This is a genomic window from Rhodopseudomonas sp. AAP120 (assembly GCF_001295845.1).
Taxonomy (GTDB): Bacteria; Pseudomonadota; Alphaproteobacteria; order Rhizobiales; family Xanthobacteraceae; genus Rhodopseudomonas.
In genome coordinates, this window is the sequence record NZ_LJIC01000154.1 from 1 (window position 1) to 19,792 (window position 19,792).

The 19,792-nt window shown below is 67.0% G+C and carries 20 protein-coding genes and 1 tRNA gene; 11 read left to right on the forward strand and 10 right to left on the reverse strand.

What is annotated here, in order from left to right; translation table 11 throughout:
* Nucleotides 1–64: 64 nt before the first annotated feature.
* Entirely contained in the window at nucleotides 65–1,681 is a 1,617-nt protein-coding gene (locus tag IP86_RS22100) for an alpha-amylase family glycosyl hydrolase (RefSeq protein WP_054164589.1), read from the reverse strand.
* A 453-nt stretch (nucleotides 1,682–2,134) separates the two neighbouring features.
* Here IP86_RS22100 and IP86_RS22105 point away from each other — a divergent pair, with 453 nt between their 5' ends.
* Together IP86_RS22105 and IP86_RS22110 are read left to right on the forward strand one after the other, a co-directional pair.
* A complete protein-coding gene (locus IP86_RS22105; RefSeq protein WP_054164590.1) occupies nucleotides 2,135–2,659 on the forward strand; it encodes a hypothetical protein in 525 nt (174 codons plus the stop codon).
* Nucleotides 2,660–2,906: 247 nt separating this feature from the next.
* Entirely contained in the window at nucleotides 2,907–3,380 is a 474-nt protein-coding gene (locus tag IP86_RS22110) for a hypothetical protein (protein ID WP_054164591.1), read from the forward strand.
* 50 nt (nucleotides 3,381–3,430) lie between these two features.
* Here IP86_RS22110 and IP86_RS29165 read toward each other — a convergent pair whose 3' ends face one another.
* From IP86_RS29165 to IP86_RS22140, 7 genes are all read right to left on the reverse strand, one after another.
* Nucleotides 3,431–3,571 (reverse strand): hypothetical protein, encoded by a 141-nt coding sequence (locus IP86_RS29165; RefSeq protein ID WP_197279953.1) that lies wholly within the window; start codon nucleotides 3,569–3,571, stop codon nucleotides 3,431–3,433.
* 166 nt (nucleotides 3,572–3,737) lie between these two features.
* Nucleotides 3,738–4,700, reverse strand: coding sequence for a ketopantoate reductase family protein (locus IP86_RS22115; RefSeq protein ID WP_197279955.1), 963 nt, complete (start codon nucleotides 4,698–4,700; stop codon nucleotides 3,738–3,740).
* Between the two features lie 47 nt (nucleotides 4,701–4,747).
* Nucleotides 4,748–5,500, reverse strand: coding sequence for a class II aldolase/adducin family protein (locus tag IP86_RS22120; protein WP_054164593.1), 753 nt, complete (start codon nucleotides 5,498–5,500; stop codon nucleotides 4,748–4,750).
* 66 nt (nucleotides 5,501–5,566) lie between these two features.
* Nucleotides 5,567–6,328 carry an ABC transporter ATP-binding protein gene (locus IP86_RS22125; RefSeq protein WP_054164594.1) on the reverse strand — a complete coding sequence of 254 codons (762 nt, stop codon included), beginning with the start codon at nucleotides 6,326–6,328 and terminating at the stop codon, nucleotides 5,567–5,569.
* A complete protein-coding gene (locus tag IP86_RS29655; protein ID WP_054164595.1) occupies nucleotides 6,325–9,189 on the reverse strand; it encodes a branched-chain amino acid ABC transporter permease/ATP-binding protein in 2,865 nt (954 codons plus the stop codon). Before IP86_RS29655 ends, IP86_RS22125 begins: the two co-directional genes overlap by 4 nt.
* 118 nt (nucleotides 9,190–9,307) lie before the next feature.
* Nucleotides 9,308–10,453, reverse strand: a complete 1,146-nt coding sequence (locus IP86_RS22135) for an ABC transporter substrate-binding protein (RefSeq protein ID WP_054164596.1) — start codon at nucleotides 10,451–10,453, stop codon at nucleotides 9,308–9,310.
* Between the two features lie 307 nt (nucleotides 10,454–10,760).
* Nucleotides 10,761–11,237 carry a MarR family winged helix-turn-helix transcriptional regulator gene (locus IP86_RS22140; protein WP_054164597.1) on the reverse strand — a complete coding sequence of 159 codons (477 nt, stop codon included), beginning with the start codon at nucleotides 11,235–11,237 and terminating at the stop codon, nucleotides 10,761–10,763.
* Nucleotides 11,238–11,895: 658 nt separating this feature from the next.
* On the opposite strand from IP86_RS22140, the gene IP86_RS22145 reads away from it, so the two are divergent.
* The 8 genes from IP86_RS22145 to IP86_RS22180 are packed head-to-tail and all read left to right on the forward strand — an operon-like array spanning nucleotide 11,896 to nucleotide 17,425.
* Nucleotides 11,896–13,056: an acyl-CoA dehydrogenase family protein gene (locus tag IP86_RS22145; protein WP_054164598.1), complete on the forward strand. Its 1,161-nt coding sequence runs from the start codon at nucleotides 11,896–11,898 to the stop codon at nucleotides 13,054–13,056.
* Between the two features lie 52 nt (nucleotides 13,057–13,108).
* Nucleotides 13,109–14,380, forward strand: a complete 1,272-nt coding sequence (locus IP86_RS22150; protein WP_054164599.1) for an aromatic ring-hydroxylating oxygenase subunit alpha — start codon at nucleotides 13,109–13,111, stop codon at nucleotides 14,378–14,380.
* A gap of 14 nt (nucleotides 14,381–14,394) precedes the next feature.
* Complete coding sequence (locus IP86_RS22155) at nucleotides 14,395–14,892, forward strand: aromatic-ring-hydroxylating dioxygenase subunit beta (protein WP_245290710.1); 498 nt, start codon at nucleotides 14,395–14,397, stop codon at nucleotides 14,890–14,892.
* Nucleotides 14,889–15,650 carry an SDR family NAD(P)-dependent oxidoreductase gene (locus IP86_RS22160; protein ID WP_054164600.1) on the forward strand — a complete coding sequence of 254 codons (762 nt, stop codon included), beginning with the start codon at nucleotides 14,889–14,891 and terminating at the stop codon, nucleotides 15,648–15,650. Before IP86_RS22155 ends, IP86_RS22160 begins: the two co-directional genes overlap by 4 nt.
* A gap of 8 nt (nucleotides 15,651–15,658) precedes the next feature.
* Entirely contained in the window at nucleotides 15,659–16,174 is a 516-nt protein-coding gene (locus tag IP86_RS22165; protein ID WP_245290711.1) for a flavin reductase, read from the forward strand.
* A gap of 13 nt (nucleotides 16,175–16,187) precedes the next feature.
* Nucleotides 16,188–16,754 (forward strand): nuclear transport factor 2 family protein, encoded by a 567-nt coding sequence (locus IP86_RS22170; RefSeq protein WP_054164602.1) that lies wholly within the window; start codon nucleotides 16,188–16,190, stop codon nucleotides 16,752–16,754.
* 36 nt (nucleotides 16,755–16,790) lie between these two features.
* Nucleotides 16,791–17,204 carry a DUF4440 domain-containing protein gene (locus tag IP86_RS22175; protein WP_054164603.1) on the forward strand — a complete coding sequence of 138 codons (414 nt, stop codon included), beginning with the start codon at nucleotides 16,791–16,793 and terminating at the stop codon, nucleotides 17,202–17,204.
* The gene (locus IP86_RS22180) at nucleotides 17,201–17,425 is read left to right on the forward strand and encodes a hypothetical protein (RefSeq protein ID WP_054164604.1); all 225 of its coding nucleotides are present in this window, start codon (nucleotides 17,201–17,203) and stop codon (nucleotides 17,423–17,425) included. Before IP86_RS22175 ends, IP86_RS22180 begins: the two co-directional genes overlap by 4 nt.
* Nucleotides 17,426–17,461: 36 nt before the next feature.
* Here the strand turns inward: IP86_RS22180 and IP86_RS22185 are convergent, their stop codons facing one another.
* Together IP86_RS22185 and IP86_RS22190 are read right to left on the reverse strand one after the other, a co-directional pair.
* Nucleotides 17,462–18,688, reverse strand: a complete 1,227-nt coding sequence (locus tag IP86_RS22185) for a Fic family protein (protein ID WP_054164605.1) — start codon at nucleotides 18,686–18,688, stop codon at nucleotides 17,462–17,464.
* A 240-nt stretch (nucleotides 18,689–18,928) separates the two neighbouring features.
* Nucleotides 18,929–19,002, reverse strand: a tRNA-Gly gene (locus IP86_RS22190).
* 211 nt (nucleotides 19,003–19,213) lie between these two features.
* Between IP86_RS22190 and IP86_RS22195 the strand changes: the two genes are divergently transcribed.
* Nucleotides 19,214–19,792 (forward strand): methylated-DNA--[protein]-cysteine S-methyltransferase, encoded by a 579-nt coding sequence (locus tag IP86_RS22195; RefSeq protein ID WP_054164606.1) that lies wholly within the window; start codon nucleotides 19,214–19,216, stop codon nucleotides 19,790–19,792.

Genomic DNA, 19,792 nt, shown 5'->3' on the forward strand with positions numbered 1-19,792 from the left:
CACCCCACCCCGCTCGCTGCGCGAGCGACCCTCCCCCTCCAGGGGAGGGTGATCCTATAGCTCGCTACACCACCGGCTCGGGCGCCGGGCCGATGACCACGCCCTCGTTGCCGCGCAGATCGAGCGTGGCGCCGATGCGTTCGCCGGTGCGGTCCATCAGGGTGGAGAGCAGCACCTCGCCGTCGAGCCCGAACGCGTCCGACGCCGCCGACACCGGCTCGTCGCCGAGATTGAGCGCCACCAGCAGCGACCGGCCGTCGTGCTGGCGGCGATACAGCAGCAGGTCGCCTTCGGCCGCGAGTGGCTGGTAGTCGCCGCGGGTCAGCTGCGGATGGGCGCGGCGCAGCCGCAGCAGCGCCCGATAGAGGTTGAGGATCGACTGGCCGTCGGCGCGCAGATTGGCGACGTTGTCGCGCGCCGCGTCCTCGGCCAGCGGCAACCACGGCCGCCCCTCGCTGAAGCCGGCGTTCGGCGAGGAGTCCCACTGCATCGGCGTGCGGCAGCCGTCGCGGCCGACGCCGATGCCCGGCACGTTCTTCTCGAACGGGTCCTGCACGTCCTGCGGCGCGATCGGCACCTGCGGCATGCCGATCTCGTCGCCGTAATACATCGTCGGGGTGCCGCGCAGCGTCAGCAGCAGCATCGCGGCGACGCGCGCCTGCGCCTCGCCGACCCGGCTCGCCACCCGCGGCCGGTCGTGATTGCCCAGCACCCAGTTCGGCCAGGCGCCGACCGGCAGCGCCCGCTCGTAGCGGTCGATCAGCGCGGCGATTTCGCGAGCGTTCCACGGCGTCGACAGCAGCGCGAAATTGAACGGCAGCTGCGCGCCCTTCAGCTCCTTGCCGTAATAGGCGACCAGCCGCTCGATCGGCAGATAGATCTCGCCGATCAGCAGGCGGTTGTCGAACTCCTCCAGCACGGCGCGCATCTCGGCGACGACGTCGAGCGTCTCGAGTTGGTCGGTCGAATACATCGGCTGCAGCGCGGCGTGCGGCGGCATGCCGGGGGCGAAATCCGGGTTGGGCGGGTTGTCGCGAAACTGATCGTCCTTGATCAGGTGCCAGATCACGTCGACGCGAAAACCATCGACGCCCTTGCGCAGCCAGAACCGCATCGCCTCGTAGATCGCGGCGCGCACCTCCGGATTGCGCCAATTGAGGTCGGGCTGCTGCTTCAGGAAGGCGTGGTAATAATATTGGCCGGTCGCCTCATCCAGCTCCCAGGCGCTGCCGCCGAATTCCGACAGCCAGTTGTTGGGCGGCCCGCCATCCGGCGCCGGATCGCGCCACAGATACCAGTCGCGCTTCGGATTGTGGCGCGAGGCGCGGCTCTCGACGAACCACGGATGCTGCTCGGACGAATGGTTCGGCACCAGGTCGAGGATGACCTTGAGGCCGCGGGCATGGGCGGTCAGCACCAGCGCGTCGAAATCCGCCATGCTGCCGAAGATCGGATCGATCCCGACATAATCGGCGACGTCGTAGCCGAAATCGGCCATCGGCGACGGGAAGACCGGCGACAGCCACAGCGCGTCGACGCCGAGGTCGGACAGATGGTCGAGCCGGTCGATGATGCCGCGGAGGTCGCCGATGCCGTCCGCATTGGAGTCCTGGAACGAGCGCGGATAGATCTGGTACAGCACCCCGCTGGCCCACCAGGACGGGCTCGACACGCTCTCCATCGGCTTTCCTTTTCTTGTTGTGCGTCACACAAGCCCTGGCGGGCCGCGTTGTTCCGCCGCCCCGGACTGCGCCTGATCGCACACAGATGCGTCGGCGGCGTGAACCCCTGTCCGGGCGACGCCGGACAGAATTCTGCGGCGCGATCGGCTAGGCGTCTTCGCAAGCGACTTGCATCAGCAGAAGGCCGGGCCACCGGATCGACGCATCCAGCACCTTGATACCGACAGACGAAAGTCGAGGTAATTTAGTCCGCAGCGGATTGATCCTGAGCAAGCGCATTCACGCGACGCTTACTTAGTCTTGTGCGACGCGTTGTCACCGGTACGCCAATGCCTAAATTAGCTTGCCGCAACGCGAAAATGTGCGAGATTGGGAACCGGGTCACGGGCCGTCGAATTGTCGGTGAATACTGAGATTCCATTGCCCACCCACCACGATCGAGGAAGGTAAGCATGACGCAGATTGTAAAAGTGTATGACGACGCGAAGAAGGCTCAGGCGGCCGTCGCCGAGCTCAAGGCAGCCTCGTTCGACAACGCCGAACTGATCACGAATGGTACAAACGGTACGCTGGTAAGCGTCGATCCGCCGTTCGGCAAGGGTGCCCAGGCCGAAGCCATCCTGAAGCGCCACGGCCCGTCGCAGACGGCGCCGAGCTACGCCAGTGGCTCGCTGAGCTCGTCCGCCAATCTCACCGGCGCGCCGCGGCTGACCGATTCCCGCACCACGCTGGGCGGCATCTTCCCCGAGCTGACCAGCCCGAACTTCTTCCTGTCGTCGATGTTCGGCCCGCTGCTGTCGGCCTCGCAGAAGCCGTTCTCGTCGCTCGCCGCCAGCCAGAAGCCGTGGTCGTCGCTGGCCTCGAATCAGAAGCCGTTCTCGCAGCTCGCCGCTAATCAGAACGGTTCGGCCAAGCTGATCAACGATCCGGCGCCGTTCTCCTCGATGCTCGGCCTGCCGGTGCTGCTCGGCCGCTGAACGCGCCGCCGAATTTCCGAATTGATACCGAGCGCCGGGCCACCGCCCGGCGCTTTTGTTTGCGCGCATCTCGGCCGCGCCCGAGAATCAGCTTGCGCGGCGGACGGCATTCCGGAATCAATTAGTTCCCGAGGGCCGAGGATGCGACTTAGTTGTACTCGACATGCTGATCGGACGGGCGGGCTGGACTTAGCAGCCCGGCGCCCGGCGTCGTCTCGGCCGCTTTGCCCGGCGACGGCGGCTGGCGATGCTTGACGCGACGATGCTTGAAGCGCCGATGCTTGAAGCGCCGATGCTGGAGGCGACAATGCTGGAGGTCGGCATTCTCGGCGTCATCGCGCTGGCGGCCGCGTATTGGATGGCGCTGTGGCTGGTCGGACGCCACGAGGATGTGCTGTACGGCTCGTTCGTGACGCCGTCCGCAGGCATCTCCGGAAGCGAGCCGCCCGCGCCCGAACAACATCCCCTGCAGCAGGTCGCGCGGTCGCAGCCGCCCGAGCAACCCCGCCGGCCGCGCGGCGCGCCGTCCGGCGCTCTGCCGGACGCATCCGCCGCCAAGCCGGAAACCCCGGCGCTGCGGACATCAGTGCTGCGGCCGGGACTTGCCGCAGTGCAGCGTAGCGAGGCGGCCGGACGGACTGACCCACCGCAGCAAACCGAGCTACTGGTGTCCCTGCTGGAGACGATCAAGCGGGACCTCGGCGAGAGTCCCCGCCGTTAGCAGCTACGGTGACTTGCGAGCTGTCTGGCCCGGACGGCCGTCGCTGTTGCTTAGTCGCGATGCCGCGGCGGCATCGCAGCCTTGGCGTGCTGATGCTCCGCCTCATGGTCGCTCATGATCACCACACCGAACAGGATCACAGCGGTGGACAGCGCCCCGGCTGCGATCAGCAGCATGTCGAAATTCATCATGATCGGATCCCCCTGCACGAGATGCAGTGGCAGCAGCTTCGCGCTGCTTCGGCACCACGACGTTGACGCCGATCAACTCCGCCCCCCGTCTTTAGGGGGCAGCGATGCGATCGGCGCTTAGCTCGCGGCCGTAGCCGCCACCCGACGGAGTACTTGGCCGACCGCGTCAGCGCGCGCGGACGTGGAGCCGCAGCAGCGTCGCCACCGCCCGCAGCGTCGGCATCGGCTGGCCGACCAGTTCGGCCAGCTCCAGCGGCGCCTGGGCGATGGCGCCGAGTTCGGGCTCGCGGCCGTGGCGGACGTCCTGCAGCATCGAGGTGGCGAACGGGCCGGCGCTGCGCAGCACGGCAAGTAGCTCATCGATCTCCGGATCGACCGCGCGGCCGACGCGCGCCGCGAGGTTGGAGACTTCCAGTGCGATGTCGGTGACCAGGCGGATGGTCTCGGCATCGTGGCCGAGCTGCTCCAGCGTCGCGCCGGTCAGCGCGGTGACGACGTTGGTCGCCGCATTGCGGATCAGCTTGCGCCAGACGGCGCGGCGGATATCCGGCTCGACCCGGACGGCGATGCCGGCGTCGGAGAACTGCGTAGCGAGGGTCGCGAGCGGCGGCGCGCCGCCGACGGCGCCAAGCTGCAGCTCCTGCCGGCCGCTGACGATGACGTGGCCGCTGCCCAGCATCGTCACCCGGCTGTAGACCACGCAGCCGATCAGCCGCTGCGGCGCGAACAGCGGCAGCAGCGCGCCATCGGGATCGACCGCCGCCAGCGGCCGGTCGCCGAGCGGCGCGCGTTCGCCGAGGGCGTACCACCACGGCAGGCCATTGATGGCCGGCATCAGCAGCGCATCCGGCCGCATCGCCGGCGCCAGCCGCGCCGGCAGCGCGCCGGCCTTCACGGCGACGATCACCAGATCATAAGGCGACAGGTCGGCAAGATCGGCCAGCGCCGGGCGGAAGGCGAAATCGCGGTCGCCGTCGCGCAGCGTCAGGCCGTGGGTGGCGATGAAGGTCTGCCGCGCGCCGCGCGCCAGCACCGCGACCTCGTGGCCGCCGGAAGCGAGCCGCACCGCCAGCGCGGTGCCGATCGCGCCGGCGCCGACCACGCAGAGTTTCAGGCGAGCGGGCGCCACCGATGCCCCGATGGCGCCCGTGCCTTGCGCCCCGCCGCTCATGGCGTTCAGAACGCCGGCCCCTGTGCCTTGGTCATCCGCCGCACCGCGGCGTCGAAGAACAGCCGCGCGAAGGCGCTCTCGGCGATCAGGTCGCTCGAGCTGTCGACGCATTGCTGTTTGACCTGATCCGGCAGCGGCGTATCGGCGCCCGGAATGCCGCCAGCCGCGCACTGGATCTCGCAGGCGCGCTGCACCGTCCACAGCAGCATGAAGGCGCGCGGGATGTCCGGCGCGCCGACCGCGACGCCGTGGTTGCGCAGGATCAGCACGTCGCCTTGGCCGAGGCTGGCCAGCATGCGCTCGCGCTCGTCGTCGTACAGCGTGATGCCCTCGAAGGTGTGATAGCCGACGCGCCCGGTCAGTTGCGCGCCGTAGAAGCTGTCGTGGCTCAGCCCGCCGGCCTTCTGCGCCACCGCCGACATCGGCGTGGTGTGGGCGTGCAGCACGCAGTGCAGATCCTCGCGCGCCGAATGGATCGCGCCGTGCAGCGCGAAGCCGGCCGGATTGGGCCTGTAGTTGGAGGTGCCGATCAGCTCGCCGGAGACGTCGACGGTGAGCAAATTGTCCGGCGTCACCTCGTTGTAGTTGAGGCCGAACGGATTGACGAGGTAGCGCTTCTCGGCGCCGGGCAGCCGCACCGAGACGTGGTTGAAGATCATCTCGGTCCAGCCGAAGAAATCGATCAGCCGGTAGCACAGCGCCAGCTCGGTGCGGAGCTGGGCTTCGGTCATGTGGTCCAACTTGGCATGCGCGTTCATGAGCGGTCGCTCCTGGTTGCTGCGAAACTCTGTCCCCGCCGGAGCGACGCTTCGGCGGGCCGCGTGTCAGTGAGCGTCCGCCGCCGCGGCGGTGCGCACGCCCAGATAGGAGGCGATGACGTCCGGATTGGCCGCGATCTCGGCGGCCGGGCCTTCCAGCACGAAGGCGCCGGATTCCATCACATAGGCGTAGTCGGCGATGCGCAGCGCCGCCTTGGCGTTCTGCTCGACCAGGAGGCACGACATGCCGAGGTCGCGCAGGCTCGCCACAGTCCGGAGAATGTCGCGGGTGATCAGCGGCGCGAGGCCGAGGCTCGGCTCGTCGAGCAGCAGCAGCTGCGGCTTCGACATCAGCGCGCGGCCCATCGCCAGCATCTGCCGCTCGCCGCCCGACAGCGTCTTGGCGGCCTGCGCCTTGCGCTCGCGCAGCCGCGGCATCAGCGCATAGACTTCTTCGAGCCCGGCATCGAGATCGCGGTGGCCCTGCTGATAGCGCGCGAAACCACCGAGCAGCAGATTGTCTTCGACGCTCATTGGCCCGAACAATTCGCGCGTCTCCGGGATCAGCGTCACGCCGCGCCCGACCAGCGCCTCGACGCTCGGCTGCTCCGTCGCGGTCTCGCCGAAGAAGGTCAGCGCGCCCTTCACCGGCAGCAGCCCCATCAGGCCGCTGAGCAGCGTCGTCTTGCCGGCGCCGTTGGGGCCGATGATGGCGATGATCTGGCCGCGGCGCACGGTCAGGCTGACGCCGTGCACGACGTCGACGCGGCCGTAGCCGATGCTGATGCTATCGGCTTGCAGCAGAAGGTCGCTCGTCGTCGCGGTCATTCGGCGCCTCCGAGATAGGCCTCTATCACGGCCGGGTTGCGCTGGATCTCGCACGGCGTGCCTTCGGCGAGCTTCTGGCCGAACTGCATCACCACGATGCGGTCGGCGAGGTTCATGACGAAATCCATGTCGTGCTCGACCACGATCACCGCGATGCCCTCGGCCTTGAGCTGCTTTAACAACCGCGCCAGCGCCTGCTTTTCGAGATGGCGCAGGCCGGCCGCGGGTTCATCGAGCAGCAGCAGGCAGGGATCGGAGGCGAGCGCGCGGGCGATCTCCAGCACGCGCTGCTGGCCGAGCGACAGGCTGCCGGCCGTCTGCGTCGCGCTGGTGTCCAGCCCGACGCGGCCGAGCTGGCGCAGCGCCTCGCCGATCAGCCGGGCTTCGGTCGGCCGGTCAAGCCGCAGCGCCGCCGCCGCGAACGAGGTGTCGACGCGGGCGTGGGTGCCGAGCGCGGTGTTCTCCAGCACGGTCATTTCGGGAATGATGCGGACGTGCTGGAAGGTGCGGCCCATGCCGGCGCGCGACAGCGTCCGCGGGAAGTAGCTGCTCTCACGGCCGAGGAAATGTACGGTGCCGCTCGACGGCCGCTGCACGCCGGAGATCAGGTCGAACAGCGTGCTCTTGCCGGCGCCGTTCGGGCCGATCAGCGCCAGGATCTCGCCGGCCCGCGCGTCGAGGCTGATGTCGCGGTTGGCGGCGATGGCGCCGAAATTCTTGGAGACGCCGCGCACCGCCAGCACGGTCTCGCCCGGCTGCGGCTTGTCGCGCGCCGGCAGCGGCGCGGTGTCGGTTGACATCGACCAGGCCTTGGGCAGCCGCATCCCGGTGAGATCGAGCAGCGCCGGCCAGATGCCGCGCGGCAACAGCTGCAGCATCGCCATCGCGACGACGCCGAAGATGATCACCTGGAAATCGCCCTGCATGCCGAGCAGCAGCGGCAGGTTGGTCTGCAGCCACTGATTGGCCAGCACCACGATGCCGGAGCCGACCAGCGCGCCGCCGATCGAGCCGGCGCCGCCGATCACCGCCATGAACAGATATTCGATGCCCTGGTTGAATGAGAACGGCGACGGATTGAGGAAGCGCTGGTAGTGCGCGTAGATCCAGCCCGCGAGCGCCGCCAGCAGACAGGCGATGACGAAGGCGGCGATCTTGGCCTTCCAGGTATCGACGCCGAGGCTCTCGGCCATGATGGTGCCGGACTTCAGCGCCCGGATGGCGCGGCCGGGGCGGGAGTCGAGCAGATTGGTCATCGCCAGCTGCAACAGCAGCAGCGTGCCCCAGATGCCGATGTACCAGGCTTTCGGGCTGTGGACCGCCCAGCCCGCGATGGTCAGCGGCGGGATGTTGGTCATGCCGGCCTGGCCGCCGGTCTGCGGCAGCGCGGCGAACAGATAATAGGCAACGACCGCGAGCGACAGCGTCGCCAGCGGCAGATAGTGACCGGACAACCGCGCGGTGATCAGCGAGCCGAACAGCGCCAGCACGAACGCGACCGCGAGCGCCAGCGGCAGCGTCAGCCACGGCGACAGGCCGTAGGTCGAGGACACGTAGCCGGTGATGTAGGCGCCGATCCCCACATAGGCGGCCTGGGCGAACGAGGTCAGCCCGGCGACGCCGGTGAGCAGCACCAGGCCGAGCACCACGATGGCGGCGAGGCCAACATAGTTCAGCAGCGCGATCTCGTAGTCCGAGATCAGAACCGGCGCGGCCGCGACGGCGAGCACGAAGGCGATGCCGAGCCCGGTCTTGATGCGGCGGCGAAGCTGCAGCGCCTGCGGCGACCAATCGGGCTGCGCCGGCAGCGCCTCGGCGCCGTGATCGTCGTCCTCCTTGATGCGGTGCTGGCGCAGCGTCTGCACCAAGAGGATCGGGATGATCAGGCTGAAGACGATGACTTCCTTGTAGGTCGACGCGAAGAACGACGAGTAGCTTTCCAGAAGGCCGATCAGCAGCGCGCCGAGCGCCGAGATCGGATAGGAAGCCAGACCGCCGAGGATGGCGCCGACAAAGCCCTTGAGGCCGAGCAGGAAGCCGGTGTCGTACAGGATCGTGGTGGTGGGCGAGATCAGCACGCCGGCCAGCGCGCCGATGAAGGCGGCGACCAGGAACGAGGCGCGGCCGGCCAGCGAGGTCGAGATGCCCATCAGCCGCGCGCCGGTGCGGTTCAGCGCCACCGCCTGCATGGCCTTGCCGTACAGCGTGTGCTGCGAAGCGAAATACAACGCGGCGATCACCACCACGGTGACGCCGAGGATCAGCAGCGTCTGGCCGGCGATCGGCACGCCCATCACCGGGAACGTGATGTCGAGCAGCGGCGCCGAGCGCTGGCCGCTCGGGCCGAAGATGTACAGCGCCAGCCCGGTCATGACGAAATGCAGCGCCACCGACACGATCAGCAGCACCAGCACCGAGGCATCGGCGAGCGGCTGATAGACGATGCGATACAGCAGCGGACCGGCGGCGGTGACCACCGCGATCGCGATCACCGCTTTCAGCAGCAGCGGCAGGTCGAAGCTGGTGGCCGCATAGGCCAGCGCCAGCACGATCAGCGCAGCCGCGACGCTGCGCAGGCTCGCCAGCAGCAGAGCAGCCGGCCTCTGTTTACGCCAGCCGCCGACGAAATCGAGCACGACATGCAGCGCGATCAAGAGGCCGAGCAGCGGGATCGTGCCCGGCCGCTGGCCGTCCTGCATCGTCACGAAGGTCAGCGCCCCGTAGGAGACGAACTCGCCCTGCGGCACGAAGGTGATGCGGGTGACCGAGAACAGCACCACGATCGCCACCGCCAGCAGCGCATAGACCACGCCGTTGGCGATGCCGTCTTGAGCCAGGAACAGAGCGACGACGAGATTCACGAAGATCCTTTCGGCGACGCGAGCGGTGCGTCGTCTGCCGTGCGGTGGTTCAGCAAGGTGGCGGCCGGAACTGAGCGCGCCGCGGGCCGCGCGAGGCGATCCGCGGCGAGCGAGGCTGTTACTTCAAGAGCTGCCAGGCGCCGTCCTTCACCGTGATGGTGACGATGCTGCGGGCGTCGAAGCCGGAGTGATCGGCGGGGGTCATATTGTAGACGCCCTGCGCGCCGGTCAGCTCCTTGACGTTCTCCAGCGCGTCGCGCAGCGCGGCGCGGAATTCAGGCGTGCCCGGCTTGGCCTTGGCGGCCGCGATCGGCACGGTGCGCTCGAGCAGCAGGCCGGCATCCCAGACGTTGGCGCCGAAGGTGCCGGGGGCGACGTTGTACACCTTGGTGTAGGCGTCGATATACGCCTGCCCCGACGCCTTGGACGGCACGTCGTCGCCGACCTGCGACTGCACCAGCATCGGGCTCGCGGCGAGAATGGTGCCCTCGACCTTCTTGCCGCCGAGCTTGAGGAACTCCGGCGTCGCGGCGCCGTGGGTCTGGTACAGCTTGCCCTTGTAGCCCTGATCGACCAGCGTCACTTCCGGCAGCACCGTGGTGGCACCGGCGGCGCCGACCAGCACGGCGTCCGGCGAGGCCGACAGGATCTTCAGCGCCTGACCGGCCACCGACGTATCGGAGCGGCCGAAGGTTTCCTCGGCGACGAGCTTGATGCCTTCCTTGTCGATCACCGACTTGAACGCCTTGGCGAAGTTGGCGCCGAGCGGGTCGTTGGTGCCGATGAAGGCGACCGTCTTGACGCCGTTCTTCTTCATGTGCGCGACCAGCGCGTCCATGACGAGATTGTCGTTCTGCGTGGTCTTGAACACCCACTTCTTCTTCTCATCCATCGGCAGCACCACCGCGGTCGAGCCGACCGGGGCGAGCATCACGGTCTGGGCGTCGGCGATGAACGGCAGCACCGCGACCGCATTGGGCGAGCCGGACGGGCCGATGATGGCGTCGACCTTGTCCTCGATCAGGAACTTCTGGACGTTCTTGGTCGCCTGTGTCGGGTCGCTGTTGTCGTCCATGTAAATGTAGTCGACCGTGACGTCGCCGATTTTCTTGGGCAGCAGCGCCACCGTGTTCTTCTGCTGCAGGCCGACCACCGAGATCGGTCCGGTCGACGACGCGATGACGCCGACCTTGACCTGGGCCATCGCCGGGCCGGCCAGCGCCGTCAGGATCGCCGCGGCCGCGAACGCCTTGAATGTCTGCATGAGTCCCTCTTCCGATCCGTCGTTGCGGGCCGCTGCCGGCTTCGCGGCTGCGGCCGCTCGGGTCAGGCGCGGGGGTGGTGCAGAGGGTTTTGAACGCGACTAATTCCCGTCTGCATGACGGGTCTAATTAGTGAAATATTCCAGCGAACAATCAAGCAACTTATAACGGCGGCCTGCACAATATCTCGCGACGGTTTGCTGCTTTCGCAGTCAAATTGCCCGTGTGCGGCGCACGCACAAAGTCCCACTCGGCGTCCGCTCAGCCACGAAAATGATCGCGATTTCCGTGACTTGCTGACTCGGCGGGCTATGGCGACAGGTTGTCGTAGATCTTGACCGACAGTGTATTGAGAAGTTGCACCTCGGCCTTGGTCAGCCCGCGCAGCGCTTCCTTGAACAAATAAGCGACCTTGTCCCGCACCAGTTCGAGCACCTGCTCGCCCGCCTCTGTGATGAACACTTCGGTCGAGCGGGCGTCGGTGCTGGAGGTGCGGACCGTCACCAGGCCGTCGTCGGTCATCCGGTTGATGATCTTGGCCATGGTGGAGATATTGACCACCGCCTCGTCGGCGATCTGCGACACGGTGATCGGCCGGCCTTCGACCAGCAGCATCAGCACCCGCCATTTCGGCACGTCGAGGCCGGCGGGTTTCAGGATCGCATTCATCCGCGCCGAATAGCGCGCCAGCATCCGCACGTTATGAAAGAACGGCGAGCGGTTGGAGAGAAACCGGCTGTCATCGGCCCGGATTCTCCGCTTCATGCCGTCGTTCTTGCTCTGCATCTGTCCGTCCTGGTCGATCCGTGGCGCTGCAGCGCCGCTCGCTGCAGCGCACGACACTTCCCGAGATTGTGGAAAATGACAATATCTCAGCCCGCAAATCGACAACTATTCCAGCCGGAGCCACACGACATATCGTGAAGAATGCCGAGCAGTTCCTGCCGTCGTCAGCTACGCGAGGGCTTTAGGTCGAGCCAATGCTAGCGCAGTTGCGCCTCTAATAGGATCAGAGCTGGCAAAGATGGCCTAACCACAGGCACACCTCATGGTGAGGAGGCGCGAAGCGCCGTCTCGAACCATGGGCCGCGAGTCCCGCGCGGCCCATCCTTCGAGACGCCCGGCTTCGCCGAGCTCCTCAGGATGAGGATTCAGTGCCTGTGGAGAGCGACAGCGCATCAAATCAATCTATGAACCGCTCTAGCCGCTGCGCGCGTCGTGCAGCGTGCGCCGCAGCATCGCCCGATTGCCTGTCCGGTTCGCACGATGAGCAGATCGCGTGCAGGCAAACGCCCGAAATTGATGCGCGGACGCTCGATAATTCACTGGAATGTTCGAGTAGTTCATGATTGTCTTTTGCAGGTAGCGAGGTCGTCGATGCGAGGTTCGCAGCATCGAAGGTCCTCACAGCGCGGACGCCAGCGCCAACCGCAAAGAGGACACCATGACCGACGTCGCCAGCGTGATCCATTTGAAGCCGGCCGCGCCGATCGAGGATTTCGACGCGCTGGTGGCCGATGTCCGCGCCCGCCGCGCCGAATTCAGCAGCCAGCAGCACGTCTCGCAGGACATCATCGAACGGCTGCGCAAGGCCGGCATCTACCGGGCGATGGTGGCGCGGATGTTCGGCGGCGACGAGAAGAGCCCGGCGGAGTTCTGCCGGATGATCGAGAAGATTTCCCAAGCCGACGGCTCGACCGGCTGGGTCGCCAGCTTCGGCGCCGCCGCCACGTATCTCGCCGCACTGCCCGAGCCGACGCTACGCAAGCTCTACGCGAACGGCCCCGACGTGGTGTTCGCCGGCGGCCTGTTTCCGCTGCAGCCGGCCAAACGCACGGCCGATGGCTTCCTCGTCAACGGCACCTGGAAGTTCGGCAGCGGCTCGACCGGCGCCTCGCTGATCGGCGTCGGCATCCAGGTCGAAGGTGATAGTGCCGGCGGCCTGCCGCGGGTCGCGGTGATGCCGGCCGACAAGGTCGAGATTCGCCCGAACTGGAACGTGATCGGCCTCGAAGGCACCGGCAGCCACGACCTCGTGGTCAAGGACGTCGTCGTCCCCGAAGAATGGACGCTGATCCGCGGCGGCGCCGCCTCGGTCGACGCCGACATCTATCGCTATCCGTCGCTCGGCCTCGCCGCGCAGGTGCTGGCGGTGGTCGGCCTCGGCGTCGCCCGCGCGGCGCTCGACGATGTCATCGAGATGGCCGGCGGCCGGGTGTCGATCACCGGTGCGCCGAAGCTCGCCGATCGCGGCTATGTGCAGGTCGCGGTCGCCAAGGCCGAAGCCGAGCTGCGCTCCGCCCGCGCCTTCTTCTACGAGGCGACCGACGAGGTCTGGGACATCGTCCGCGCCGGCGACAAGCCTTCGGTGGAAACCACCACGGTGCTGCGGCTCGCCGCCAGCCACGCGGCCAAGACCGGCGCCACCGTGGCGCGGATGGCGACCGAACTCACCGGCACTACCTCGATCTATCAGGGCCATCCGCTGGCCCGCGCGCTGACCGACAGCTTCGTGGTGGCGCAGCACGCCTTCCTCAACGAGGGCACGCTGCAGAGCGCCGGCCGCGTGCTGCTCGGCCTGCCGAGCGTCCCCGGCTTCCCATGATGCCGCGCCTCCATCCGCTTCCGCCGATTTCCCAGCGACAAGGACCCGACCGATGACCAGCCTCGCGGAGCTCACCAGCAATCCGGACGAATTGATCCGCAAGGATCGCGTCCGCACGCCGCTCTACACCGACCCGGCGATCTTCGAAGCCGAGATGACCAAGATCTTCCACAACACCTGGGTCTGGGTCGCGCATGTCAGCGAGATCCCGAACAACGGTGACTTCAAGATGGCGCAGGTCGGCCTCGAGCCGGTGATCGTGGTGCGCGACCGCAAGGGCGAGGTTCACGTCCATCTCAATCGCTGCCGTCATCGCGCCGCCACGCTGTGTGAAGTCCGCAAAGGCAAGACCTCGAGTTTCGTCTGCCCGTATCACGGCTGGGGCTACTCGCTGGACGGCAAGCTGCGTGGCGTGCCGTATGAGAACGGCTACAACGAGGAGCAGATCGACCGCAGCAAGCTGTCGCTGAAGTCGCTGCGCGTCGAGGAATATAACGGCCTGCTGTTCGCCACCTTCCGCGACGATATCGAGCCGCTCGCCGACTTCCTCGGCCCGGCCAAGAAGTGGATCGACCTGTTCATGAAGCAGGGCGGCGGCTATCCGGTGAAGACGCTGGGCGAGCACAAATTCCGTTTCCCCGGCAACTGGAAGATCCAGCTCGAGAACACCACCGACGCCTATCACTTCCCGCTGGTGCACAAGTCGTTCCTGACCGCGGTCGACAAGGAAACCGAGCAGCAGCTCGACATGCTGAACAATGGCGGCTTCGTCGAGGACCTCGGCAACGGCCACAGCGTCATGGTGATGATCCCTGAACTGATCGACCTCGACGACAATCTCGAGGCGCCGATCCCGGAGAAATTCGCCGACCTCGCCAAGGAGCTGGCGGCCGAGGGCTACTCCGACCTCGAAGTCCGCCGCATCGTCCGCGCCGTCGGCGGCTCCGGCTTCAACATCAACCTGTTCCCCAACCTCGCCTGCTCGATGGCGTTCTTCCGCGTGCTGCAGCCGGTGTCGGTGAACGAGACCGAGATCCGCCATATCGCGATCGGCATGGACGGTGGCCCGGCGGCCGCCAACCGCGCCCGCATCCGCCTGCACGAATTCTTCCAGGGCCCGATGGGCTTCGGCAGCCCCGACGACGCCGAAGTGTGGGACCGCGTTCAGCACGGCGCCAAGGGCGGCGAGGATATGTGGATCATGCTCCACCGCGGCCTCAACAAGGAAGACAGCCTGCCCGACGGGCGGCACCGCAGCGACGTCAGCGCCGAGACCGGCATGCGCGCCGCTTATGATCAATGGAAGCGGATGATGACGGTCTGACCATGAACATCGCCATGACAATCCCCACCACCACCGCCACGACCATCACGCTCGCCGAGGCGATGGAATTCGCCTGGACCGAAGCCGATCTGCTCGACCATGCCGTTTACGAGGAGTGGCTGTCGCTGTGGACCGACGACGCCCGCTACATCGTGCCGATCGAGCCCGGCGTCACCGACTTCGAGAACGCCGTGAACTACGCCTATGACGACCACGAGATGCGCAAGAAGCGCGTCGAGCGGCTGCTCAGCGGCCAGTCGGTCTCCGCCTCGCCGGTGGCCCGCACGGTGCGCTCGCTGTCGCGCTTCCGGATGTTGAAGACCAGCGAGACGGCGTGCGAGCTGCGCTGCGCGCAGATCATCACCGAATTCCGCCGCGGCCGCGAGCGGACCTACACGGGCGACGTGGTGTTCGAGCTGGTGCGCGGCGAGTCCGGCCTGAAGATCCGCCGCAAGGTGATCTGGCTGATCAACTCGACCGAGGCGCTCGGCGGTATCGGCTACATCCTATGAGCGCTGCGCCGACCAACAGCGGGCGCGTTGCGCTGGTCACCGGCGGTGGCGGCGGCCTCGGCGCCATCATCGCCGCGGCGCTGCACGGCGCCGGCTATCGGGTGGCGATCGGCGATATCGACGAGGCGGCCGCCAAGGCCGTCGCGACGCGGCTGGATGCCGCCGGCGCGGCGACGCTCGGGCTGAAGCTCGACGTCCGTCGCAAGAGCGATTTCGATGCCGCGCTGGCGGCAGTGCTGTCGCGCTGGAACGCCGCGCATGTGCTGGTCAACAACGCTGCCGTCACGGTGGCGCGGCCGGTGATGGAGATCTCGCCGGAGGAATTCGACGAGGTGATCGCCGTCAATCTGCGCGGCACCTTCCTCGGCTGCCAGGTGTTCGGCGCGTACTTCCGCGACGCCGGCCACGGCCGCATCGTCAACATGGCGTCGCTCGCCGGCCAGAACGGCGGCACCGCCACCGGTGCGCATTACGCCGCCTCGAAAGGCGGCATCGTCACGCTGACGAAGGTGTTCGCGCGCGATCTCGGCAAGTCGGGCGTCACCGTCAACGCGATCGCGCCCGGCCCGCTCGATCTGCCGATCGTGCACAAGACCGTGCCGGCCGAGCGCTTCGCCGAGTTCAAGGCGAACATCCCGGTCGGCGACATCGGCGATCCCGCTTTCGTGGCGCAGATGGTGCTGCAGCTCGCCTCTGCCGAATCCGGTTTCGTCTCCGGCGCGACCTGGGACGTCAACGGCGGCCTGTTCATGCGATGAGGGCGGCGATGATGACGACGGTCGAACGCAGCGAATTTCGCGAGGCGATGAGCAGGCTGGGCGCAGCCGTCAACATCATCACCACCGATGGCTCGGCCGGGCTGCACGGCCTGACCGCATCGGCGGTGTGTAGCGTCACCGACGATCCGCCGACGCTGCTGGTCTGCGTCAACCGCGCCTCCAACGTCCACGCCGCGCTGTCCGCCAACGGCGTGCTGTGCGTCAACGTGCTGGCGAGCCGACATCAGGACCTATCCAATCTGTTCGGCCGCGGCGGCATCCCGGTGCACGAGCGCTTCGCCGGCGCGGAATGGCGCGTGCTGCATACGGGTGCGCCGGCGCTCGCCGACGCCGTCGTCAGCCTCGACTGCAGCATCGCGCAGGTGACGGACGTCGGCACCCACAGCGTATTCTTCTGCCGCGTCCAGGCGATCGCGCTCGGCGCGCATCCCGAAGGGCTGATCTACTTCAACCGCGCCTATCACGACATCGCGCCGCGCGCGCACGACGTCTGCCATTCGTAACGAGGCTCGCATCATGACCATCGACCAACTCGCCGCTACCGTGCAGGCGCTCCAGGACCAGGTTGCGACGCTGAGCGCCGAAGCGGAGATCCGCCGCATCCAGGCACGCTACATGTTTCTTTGCGATACGCCCTGTCCGGAGTTCGGCGTTGAGGACGACGCCGAGCGGATCGAGCGCATCGTCGATCTCTACGCCGAGGACGCGATCTGGGAAGGCGTCGGCGCCTATTACGACAATCAGTTCGGCCGCAGTGTCGGCAAGGCGGCGATCCGCAAGCACTTCCAGGGCTTCTGGGGGCAGAAGCGCGATCCCGCGCTGGTGCTCAACGTTCACTATCTCACCTCGGAGCAGATCCACGTCCGCGGCGACGAGGCCGATGGACAGTGGGTGCACTGCCAGCCCTGGATCTTCAGCGACGGCTCGTCGCTGCTGCGCTCCAGCCGGCTGAACAATCTGTTCCGCAAGGAGGCCGGCGTCTGGAAGATCGCCCGCACCCGCACCGAGAACCTGTTCGTGGCGCCGCTCAAGGCGGGCTGGGCCGAGAGCGTGCCGGAGAAATCCGTGCTGATGCGGCCCTGAGCGACTACGCCTCATTCGACGATTGAAGGACACCCGATGACCACCACGCCCGCTCTGTCATTCGCCGACGCCGTCCCGCTCGAAGCCGACGCGCTGCACCGCCTGCTGCAGGCCTGGTTCCGCGCCGAGGGCAGCGACGATCCGGCGGCCATCCGCGCCCGCTTCGACGACGGCTTCAACATGGTGAGCCCCGCCGGCAAGGTGCTGCCGTTCGCGCAGTTCTCCGCCGGCCTGCCGGCGATGCGCGGCTCGCGGCCGACGCTGATCATGGAGATCAGCGAGGTTGTGGTGCGCTATCAGGACGAGAAGACGGCCGTCGTCACCTATCGCGAGCGCCAGATCCAGGACAGCGGCACCACCGACCGCCTCTCCACCGCGCTCCTGATCAAGCGCGACGACCGGCCGACGCCGGTGTGGCGGCATCTGCAGGAGACCTGGATCACCCCGTGACCGCCGTCACGCCCGACACGACAGAGCTGCAGGAATCTCCGATGGCCGAGGCCGAGATGTGGAAGACCTATCGCTACAACGGCTTCCGGGTGATGGTCATCCAGCAATGGGACGACCCCTTCGGCCGCCGCATGGTCCGCATCGAAAGCCTCGACGACGGCGGCGAACACGCCACCGGGATGTTCGAGGCGGATTTTTTGAGGGATGCGGAGCCGGAATAGCGGGCGCTGATCGGGCCGCCTACAAGCGAAGTGCGTTTACAGCCTCGCTGGGCCTGCTGACTCCTCGTCCGGATCGACTCCAGCAAGGATCGGCTCTTCGCCGAACGGACGGTTGATGATGGCGAGTGCTTCGGGCGCCGCGTAGACGCGGTTGCGCGCGTATCCGGTCCTCTCTTGCAGAATGCCCACTTCCTGCAATTGCGCGATGGCCTGATTGATCTGCGCCGGCGTGACATCGAGGAGTTGGCCGAGGCGCTTCGCCGTCACCACCGGATAGTTGTGCAGCTCGTCCAAGGCGCGTAGCGCCGCGGACCCCTTTCGAAATTTCCTGCGCTCCCTCCAGCGCTCGGACAGTTCCGACAGCGCCGTCCGCGTGCGCATCAGCTCTTCGACGGTACCGGTCACGGCGTCGGCCATGAACATGATGATGGGCTCCCAGTCGAGCCGTTGCTGGGCGTCTTTCAGCGATGCGTAGTACGTGCCCTTTCGGCTTTCGATGTAGGGCGACAGATACAGCGGCACGTGTTTCTCGGCCGCCATCATCAGGGGAAGCAGCAGGCGACCGACGCGGCCGTTGCCGTCGCGGAACGGGTGCACGGCCTCGAAATGGGTATGCGCGATCGCCATACGCGTGACGAACCCTTGGGTCATCTGCTGCATGCCTTCGTTCCGGAGATAGTCGACCGTCTGGGCGAGACAGTCCGGGACATCTGCGGGAGGCGGAGGATTGAGGCTCGAATAGGCGATGCCCCCGTTCCCACCGATCCAGACGACGCGCGTTCGGAGTTCTCCAGGAATGTCCTGATAGTCGGGATCATCCTTCATCACGGCGCGATGCAGATCCTTGATCAGGTCCAGCGTGAAGATGCCGTATCCGTCCGCGGCGGCCTTCGGAATGAACCCGTCCAAGGCGACCGCGTAGTTGCGCACTTGGCGCGCTTCTTCGCGCGAGCCCTCGTCGCCCGTCTCCTCGACGGACAAGAGTTCGTCGAGGGTGCTCTGTGTCCCCTCGATGGAAGAGGAACTGACCGCCTCGCGCCGGGTCAGGACCCGGCTGACGATGTAGGGGTCCTTCATCTGGGCCGCGATCGCGTCAACCTTGCCGAACGCCGCTTGAGCGGCTTCCAGGGCTTTGGTCGCCCCTGGGGCAAAGACGCCGCCTTCAGGGGGCGCCGGCGGGACGATCCCATAATGGGCCTCGTAGGGCGGCGGCAGCCGCTTCAGGGCCTCGCGGATCGTATGGCTGAGGTCGCTGCGCTTCATCGGAACCCAAACTAAGAGCCGCGCTCCCGCTTTCATATTTTGGCTTTTATAAAAAAACCATAACATAAAGCGATTCCACTGACCCTTCTTTTGGCTTTTTGTCTTTCAGCCGGGCCCCGCCCACGGCGGGGTGCGTATGCGGAGAGCGGACGGCGGAGAGGGCGGAGGTAACCGCTCTACGGCGGACCCGAGCATGAGCCGCCGATCTGAAGGATGAGCCGGGAACTTAGATGGATCGGCTGGAGCGGGCGAAGGGAATCGAACCCTCGTATGCAGCTTGGGAAGCTGCCGTTCTACCATTGAACTACGCCCGCGCACTGGCGCGAAAGCCTGACCGCGTCGCGGCCGGTCCCTCTGATTAGCCGAGACGGCGGCCATCGCCAAGAGGCTGCGGCGCGATCCGCTGACGCGGCGGCTTCCCGCATTTGCCGTATTCCGCGGCGCAAACTGCGACGCTCGTATCTGAAATTAACAATTCGGTAAGAATTCAGATGCGCGGCCCGAGCCCGTTGGTATATTCGCGCCATGGCGGGGGCTGCGTACACGATCTTCGATACGCTGATGGGCCGGTGCGGCATCGCATGGGGCGACGACGGCGTTCTCGCCGTGCAGCTCGCCGACAGCCGCGAGATCGACACCCGGCGCAGGCTGCTGCGGCAGTGTCCCGACGCCCGCGAGAGCCGGCCCTCGGCCGAGATTGCCGGCGCGATCGACGGCATCGCCGCGACGCTGCGCGGCGCGCCGCATGATTTTTCCGATGTGTCGCTCGATCTCGGCGGTCTGCCGGCGTTCGATTGCCGGGTCTATGCGGCGATCCGGGCCATTCCGCGCGGCGAGACCGCGACCCACGCCGAACTGGCCAAGCGGGTCGGCTCGTCCGGGGCGCTCTACGCCGTGGGCCACGCCATCCGCCGCAATCCGTTTGCGCTGATCGTGCCGTGCCACCGCGCGCTGGCGACGGCTGGCGACACCAGCGGCATCTGCGCCAATGGCGGCGTCATCACCCGGCGCCGGCTGCTGGCGATGGAAGGTGCGATTGCCGCCGGCGGCCCGAGCCTGTTCGACGTGCTGCTGACGGCCGCACCACGCCAGCCGGAGCGCTGA

What these genes read in the sequence shown, in the direction of transcription:
- IP86_RS22100 (WP_054164589.1), bottom strand. Translation starts at nt 1,681, where the DNA reads ATGGAGAGCGTGTCGAGCCCGTCCTGGTGGGCCAGCGGGGTGCTGTAC.
- IP86_RS22105 (WP_054164590.1), top strand. Translation starts at nt 2,135, where the DNA reads ATGACGCAGATTGTAAAAGTGTATGACGACGCGAAGAAGGCTCAGGCG.
- IP86_RS22110 (WP_054164591.1), top strand. Translation starts at nt 2,907, where the DNA reads ATGCTTGACGCGACGATGCTTGAAGCGCCGATGCTTGAAGCGCCGATG.
- IP86_RS29165 (WP_197279953.1), bottom strand. Translation starts at nt 3,571, where the DNA reads ATGATGAATTTCGACATGCTGCTGATCGCAGCCGGGGCGCTGTCCACC.
- IP86_RS22120 (WP_054164593.1), bottom strand. Translation starts at nt 5,500, where the DNA reads ATGAACGCGCATGCCAAGTTGGACCACATGACCGAAGCCCAGCTCCGC.
- IP86_RS22125 (WP_054164594.1), bottom strand. Translation starts at nt 6,328, where the DNA reads ATGACCGCGACGACGAGCGACCTTCTGCTGCAAGCCGATAGCATCAGC.
- IP86_RS22135 (WP_054164596.1), bottom strand. Translation starts at nt 10,453, where the DNA reads ATGCAGACATTCAAGGCGTTCGCGGCCGCGGCGATCCTGACGGCGCTG.
- IP86_RS22140 (WP_054164597.1), bottom strand. Translation starts at nt 11,237, where the DNA reads ATGCAGAGCAAGAACGACGGCATGAAGCGGAGAATCCGGGCCGATGAC.
- IP86_RS22145 (WP_054164598.1), top strand. Translation starts at nt 11,896, where the DNA reads ATGACCGACGTCGCCAGCGTGATCCATTTGAAGCCGGCCGCGCCGATC.
- IP86_RS22150 (WP_054164599.1), top strand. Translation starts at nt 13,109, where the DNA reads ATGACCAGCCTCGCGGAGCTCACCAGCAATCCGGACGAATTGATCCGC.
- IP86_RS22155 (WP_245290710.1), top strand. Translation starts at nt 14,395, where the DNA reads ATGACAATCCCCACCACCACCGCCACGACCATCACGCTCGCCGAGGCG.
- IP86_RS22160 (WP_054164600.1), top strand. Translation starts at nt 14,889, where the DNA reads ATGAGCGCTGCGCCGACCAACAGCGGGCGCGTTGCGCTGGTCACCGGC.
- IP86_RS22165 (WP_245290711.1), top strand. Translation starts at nt 15,659, where the DNA reads ATGATGACGACGGTCGAACGCAGCGAATTTCGCGAGGCGATGAGCAGG.
- IP86_RS22170 (WP_054164602.1), top strand. Translation starts at nt 16,188, where the DNA reads ATGACCATCGACCAACTCGCCGCTACCGTGCAGGCGCTCCAGGACCAG.
- IP86_RS22175 (WP_054164603.1), top strand. Translation starts at nt 16,791, where the DNA reads ATGACCACCACGCCCGCTCTGTCATTCGCCGACGCCGTCCCGCTCGAA.
- IP86_RS22185 (WP_054164605.1), bottom strand. Translation starts at nt 18,688, where the DNA reads ATGAAGCGCAGCGACCTCAGCCATACGATCCGCGAGGCCCTGAAGCGG.
- IP86_RS22195 (WP_054164606.1), top strand. Translation starts at nt 19,214, where the DNA reads ATGGCGGGGGCTGCGTACACGATCTTCGATACGCTGATGGGCCGGTGC.